The sequence below is a fragment of the Pseudomonas rossensis genome, assembly GCF_039888995.1.
GTDB lineage: Bacteria > Pseudomonadota > Gammaproteobacteria > Pseudomonadales > Pseudomonadaceae > Aquipseudomonas > Aquipseudomonas rossensis.
Map to the genome: position 1 here is coordinate 1 of NZ_JBBWCB010000328.1, position 494 is coordinate 494.

A 494-nucleotide genomic window follows, 5' to 3' on the forward strand; every position below is an offset into this window, starting at 1 on the left:
GGTCGGGATGATTGCGATGGAAGATGAAATACTCACGATCGGCGTTGTTGGCATCTGGCACGACGGCGCCATTGGAATTGGCAATCCAGCGCCCGTCTTCGTCATAGATAAACAAGCCATGGAGCTGGCTCAACTCACTGCGCTGGGCCTTGAGCAAACGCTCCAGCCGGGGCATCCGGGCCTGGTCGATGCCGTCGTTTTCGAGACGATCCACCAGGGTCAACAGCAACGTATCGGCTTGCTTGATCGACGCCTGTGCTTGCGAGGCCAGGGTCTGGGCAAGGTTGGACATCGCCACTTCTTTGTCGTGCAGATGGTACTGGCGCGAGTTCCAGGCTTCCCAAATCACGATAGCCGTCATGGACAGGCACACCGCGACCAGCAGAATCACCGCAGAGCGAACCTTGAGTGTTGCCCCGGCTTGCTCGGCGACCCAAGGCACGCCATGGCGAAATTGTTCAATTCGATTGTTAACGGACGGATGACCCATGACG

1 protein-coding gene is annotated in these 494 nt (G+C 57.9%); it reads right to left on the bottom strand.

The window, feature by feature from the left end:
• The coding region (locus WLY71_RS30725; protein ID WP_425589980.1) for a PDC sensor domain-containing protein at positions 1-490 on the bottom strand (490 nt) is incomplete at its 3' end.
• Between the last annotated feature and the right edge of the window lie 4 nt (positions 491-494).